The sequence below is a fragment of the Microbacterium sp. genome, from assembly GCF_039812165.1.
Taxonomy (GTDB): Bacteria; Actinomycetota; Actinomycetes; order Actinomycetales; family Microbacteriaceae; genus Microbacterium.
The window spans coordinates 1-4195 of the sequence record NZ_JBDIAB010000225.1; the positions used below are offsets into that span (position 1 = coordinate 1).

Annotated in this window: 3 protein-coding genes and 2 tRNA genes; 4 read left to right on the forward strand and 1 reads right to left on the reverse strand. The window is 74.1% G+C overall.

The window, feature by feature from the left end; genetic code table 11:
* Positions 1-41: 41 nt before the first annotated feature.
* Positions 42-1610, reverse strand: coding sequence for an NAD(P)/FAD-dependent oxidoreductase (locus WML84_RS13270; protein ID WP_347346615.1), 1569 nt, complete (start codon positions 1608-1610; stop codon positions 42-44).
* 52 nt (positions 1611-1662) lie between these two features.
* Here WML84_RS13270 and WML84_RS13275 point away from each other — a divergent pair, with 52 nt between their 5' ends.
* From WML84_RS13275 to WML84_RS13290, 4 genes are all read left to right on the forward strand, one after another.
* Positions 1663-2454, forward strand: coding sequence for an inositol monophosphatase family protein (locus tag WML84_RS13275; protein ID WP_347346616.1), 792 nt, complete (start codon positions 1663-1665; stop codon positions 2452-2454).
* Between the two features lie 213 nt (positions 2455-2667).
* Positions 2668-3954 carry a peptidoglycan DD-metalloendopeptidase family protein gene (locus tag WML84_RS13280; protein ID WP_347346617.1) on the forward strand — a complete coding sequence of 429 codons (1287 nt, stop codon included), beginning with the start codon at positions 2668-2670 and terminating at the stop codon, positions 3952-3954.
* A 63-nt stretch (positions 3955-4017) separates the two neighbouring features.
* Positions 4018-4089, forward strand: a tRNA-Thr gene (locus WML84_RS13285).
* A gap of 31 nt (positions 4090-4120) precedes the next feature.
* Positions 4121-4194, forward strand: a tRNA-Met gene (locus WML84_RS13290).
* The last annotated feature ends 1 nt before the right edge of the window (position 4195 follow it).

A 4195-nucleotide genomic window follows, 5' to 3' on the forward strand; every position in this document is an offset into this window, starting at 1 on the left:
GCCGCCGCGCTGAGCCCGCGGAGGCGCCGCGCGGTCCGGGATCAGGCGTCGAGGAGCTCGCCGGCGGCCATCGCCGCGTTGTGACCGCCGATGCCGCTCACCGCGCCGCCGCGCCGCGCGCCCGAGCCGCAGACCAGGATCCGCGGGAACGCCGTGGCCACACCCCAGCGCTCCGCGGGCGTGCCGAGCGGGTCGTCGTCGCCGGCCCACGGCCAGTCGAGCGTGCCGTGGAAGATGTCGCCGCCGACCATGCCGAGCGACGCCTCGAGATCGGCCGTCGTGCGCGCCTCGATGCACGGCGTGCCGTCCGGCGCCTCGTACAGGCAGTCGGCGATCGGCTCGGCGAGCACCGAGTCGAGCGTGCGCTGCGCCGCAGCGAGCAGCGCGTCGCGCAGGGCGGCGGGATCGGCATCCCGCGTCAGCCGATGCGGCACGTGCAGACCGAACAGCGTGAGGGTCTGGGCGCCCGACGCGCGCAGCTCGGGCCCGAGGATCGTCGGGTCGGTGAGCGAGTGGCAGTACACCTCGGCGGGCAGGGGGTTGGGGATGCCGCCGACCGCGGCCGCGTCGTGCGCGGCGGCGAGCTGGGTCATCGTCTCGTTGAGGTGGAAGGTGCCGGCGAACGCCGCCTCGGGTGCGACGCTCTCGTCGCGCAGGCGGGGGAGGCGCTTGAGCAGCAGGTTCACCTTGAGCTGCGCGCCCTCCGGGCGGGCCGTGTCGGGAACGTCCGCCCCGCCGGCGCGCAGCAGGTCGTGCAGCACCGCGGGCCCCACGCCGCTGAGGACGAGACGTCCGTGCAGCGTCGTCCCGTCGTCGAGCACGACCTTGCCGTCCGGCGAGACCGCGGTGGCCGCGGCTCCCGTGCGCAGCTCGGCGCCGGCGGCGCGCGCGGCGGCCTCCAGGCTCGCACTCACCCGTCCCATGCCGCCGACCGGGACGTCCCAGTCGCCGGTGCCGCCGCCGATCACGTGGTACAAGAAGCAGCGGTTCTGGCGCAGCGACGGGTCGTCCGCACTCGCGAACGTGCCGATGAGGCCGTCGGTCAGGGCGATGCCGCGGGCGATGTCGGTCTTCAGCGCCGCGCGGATCAGCTCGTCGAGCGGACGCGCGGTGATCGACTCCCACAGGTCGTCGTCGCCGACCAGCGCGCGCACGTCCGAGGCGCGGCGCAGCGGCTCGGTGACGGTCGGGAACAGCGTCTCCGCGAGCGGGAGGAGGCGGTCGCCGAAGGCCGCGAAGCGCGCCGCCTCGTCGGCGTCGCCGGTCGTGCGCAGGAAGCTCGCGGCGGTGGCCGCGGCATCCCCCCGGTCGATCAGGATGCCGCGCGACGGATCGGACGGATCCGGCGTGTACGACGAGTAGCGCCGCCGGCGCAGCTCGAGCGACAGGCCGAGGTCGCGCATGATCGACCTCGGGAACAGGCTCACGAGGTACGAGTAGCGCGACAGGCGCGCGTCGACGCCCGGCCAGGGGCGTTCCGACACCGCGGCGCCGCCCAACTGGTCCAGGCGCTCGACGACCACGACGCGGCGATCGGCGCGGGCGAGATAGGCGGCGGCGACCAGAGCGTTGTGGCCGCCGCCCACGATGACGACGTCGTGGGTGATCATGGCATCACGTTATCGGGGATGCGGACGGGTCGCCGTCGCGTACCGTGAAGGGATGCCGGACGCACAGGACCTCGCCGATCTCGCCCTCGACATCGCCCGCGAGGCGGGCGAGCTCGCCCGCCGCCGCCGGACGGAGGGCGTCGCGATCGCGGCCACGAAGTCGGCGCTCGCCGACATCGTCACCGAGGCCGATCGCGAGGTCGAGGCGCTCGTGCGCCGGCGGCTCGAGGAGGCCCGCCCGTCCGACGGGTTCCTGGGGGAGGAGTCGGGCGCGGAGCCCGGCACGAGCGGCGTGACGTGGGTCGTCGACCCGATCGACGGCACCGTGAACTATGCGTACGGCATCCCGCACTACGCGGTGAGCATCGCCGCCGTCGAGGGAGAGCCCGACCCGCAGCGCTGGACCGCCCTCGTCGGCGTCGTGCTCAACCCGGCGACGGGGGAGCTGTTCCGCGCCGCGCGCGGCGACGGCGCGTGGCTCGACGACCGGCGGCTCGCGGTCTCCACGCCGTCGGCGGCCGGTGCGCTGGTCGCGACGGGCTTCGGGTACGACCCGGCGACGCACGACGGCGACTTCGCGCGCCTGCGGCGGGTCATGCCGCTCGCCCGCGACATCCGCCGCGCGGGGGCGGCGTCGCTCGACCTCGCGTACGTCGCCGCGGGGCGACTCGACGGCTACTTCGAGCGCGGGCTCAACCCGTGGGACCACGCGGCCGGTGCGCTCCTCGTCGAGGAGGCGGGCGGGGTGGTCGGCGGCGTGCCCGGCGGACGGCCCGGGCGCGACATGACCATCGCGACCGGTCCCGAGCTCTTCCCGCGCATCCTGGACGCCTTGAATACCTAAGTTTCTTCGGGTTTCTGCACATCGCGCTCTCAGGCGAGGTCGTTATCGTCTTTACCGGATCGTTATTCGCTGCCCGAACAGCGCACGCTTCGATCGGCGCTCTTTCGCGCCTTCCCCCCGAGACGACCGAGAGACCGCTCCGTGCCCCGAATCCCCCGAAAGACCTCTGTCGCGCCCGCGCGCGCCGCGCTCGTCGCTCCCTCCACGAGCGGCATGACGCGCGCCGAGTGGCGCCGCTGGGTCGCCGCGAATCCGGATGCCGTCGCGACCGCCCCCGCGGACCGCGTCGTCCCGGCGGAGCTCGGCGATGCAGTGGTGGGCAGCGCTGCGGTGGAGGCCGTCGAGGAGACCGTCGAGGTCCCGGCCGAGACGGTGGCCGCCGTGGACGAGGTCTTCTCCGACGTCGACGCCTCGGCGGCCGAGGTCGTCGAGACGGCCGAGGCGCTCGTGGAGTCGGCTGCCGCACCCGAGTCCGCCGGGACCGTGGCCGAGGACGCTGCGGGCGCGACGCTCGTCGAGGCTCCCGCGGAGTCCGCCGAGCCTGTCGACGTGTTCGAGGCGACGGAATCCGGTGAGGTCACGGCTGAGTCCGCCCACGCCGCGGACGAGCTCCGCGATGCGGAGGCGGCGGATGCAGATGCCGCCGCCGAGACCGAGAGCGCCGACCCGGAGCACGCCCAGGCCGCCGCCGAGTCCGGCGAGCAGGCCGCCGACTCGGAGCCGGCACCGGTGTCCGCCGCATCCGCCGCCACGACGACGCCCCGCCGCACGGGCGTCCGGGGTCTCGTCCGTCGGCTGACCGGCGCGTCGTTCTCCGTCGGCGTCATGGGCGCCGTCGCGCTGCTCGCGATCGGCACCACGACGCCGGGCGCGGCCGTCGCGTCGCCGCGCGTCGACATCCCGATCGCCGCGGAGAAGTCCGAGGCCGAGCCCGCCGGCATCCAGGCCTACGTCACCGCCGCCGACACGCGGCAGTCGGCGCTCGACCGCACCGAGAGCTACGGCGTCGTGTCGATGGCGGGCCTCGCCGCGGCATCCGGCGTCACGATGTTCTCGGGCGAGTGGGTCAACGACCCGACCGCCGCGGTCCAGTGGCCGTTCCCGGTGGGCGTGCCGATCTCCGCGGCGTTCGGCTCGCAGGACTACCAGGCCGAGTTCTCCACGCCGCACGGCGGCACCGACTTCACGCCCGGCGCCGGCGCCGAGATCCACGCGATCGCCGCCGGCACCGTCCGCATCGCGACCGAGGCCGGCGGCGACTACGGCGTCACGGTGCTCATCGACCACATGGTCGGCGGCCAGCTGGTGTCGAGCCGCTACGGGCACATGCAGTACGGCTCGCTGCAGGTCAAGGAGGGCGACACCGTCCAGGCCGGCCAGGTCGTCGGCCGCGTCGGCGCCACCGGCAAGGCGACCGGTCCGCACCTGCACCTCGAGGTGCTGCTGGGCGGCGTGACGAAGGTCGACGCCGTCGCCTGGATCCGCGCGCACACGAGCTGATCCGATTCAGCGGGAGGCCCGCGCTCTGATATCCTCTTCTAGTTGCCCGGCGACGGGCGGCACGCCCCGATAGCTCAGTGGCAGAGCACTTCCATGGTAAGGAAGGGGTCGTCAGTTCAATCCTGACTCGGGGCTCGCAGCATCCTTCGTGAGACGGATGCCACGCGGCAGGGTAGCTCAGTTGGTGAGAGCGCACGACTCATAATCGTGAGGTCGCGGGTTCAAGCCCCGCTCCTGCTAC

Coding starts and splice junctions, on each gene's coding strand:
- WML84_RS13270 (WP_347346615.1), bottom strand. CDS start 1,610: ATGATCACCCACGACGTCGTCATCGTGGGCGGCGGCCACAACGCTCTG.
- WML84_RS13275 (WP_347346616.1), top strand. CDS start 1,663: ATGCCGGACGCACAGGACCTCGCCGATCTCGCCCTCGACATCGCCCGC.
- WML84_RS13280 (WP_347346617.1), top strand. CDS start 2,668: ATGACGCGCGCCGAGTGGCGCCGCTGGGTCGCCGCGAATCCGGATGCC.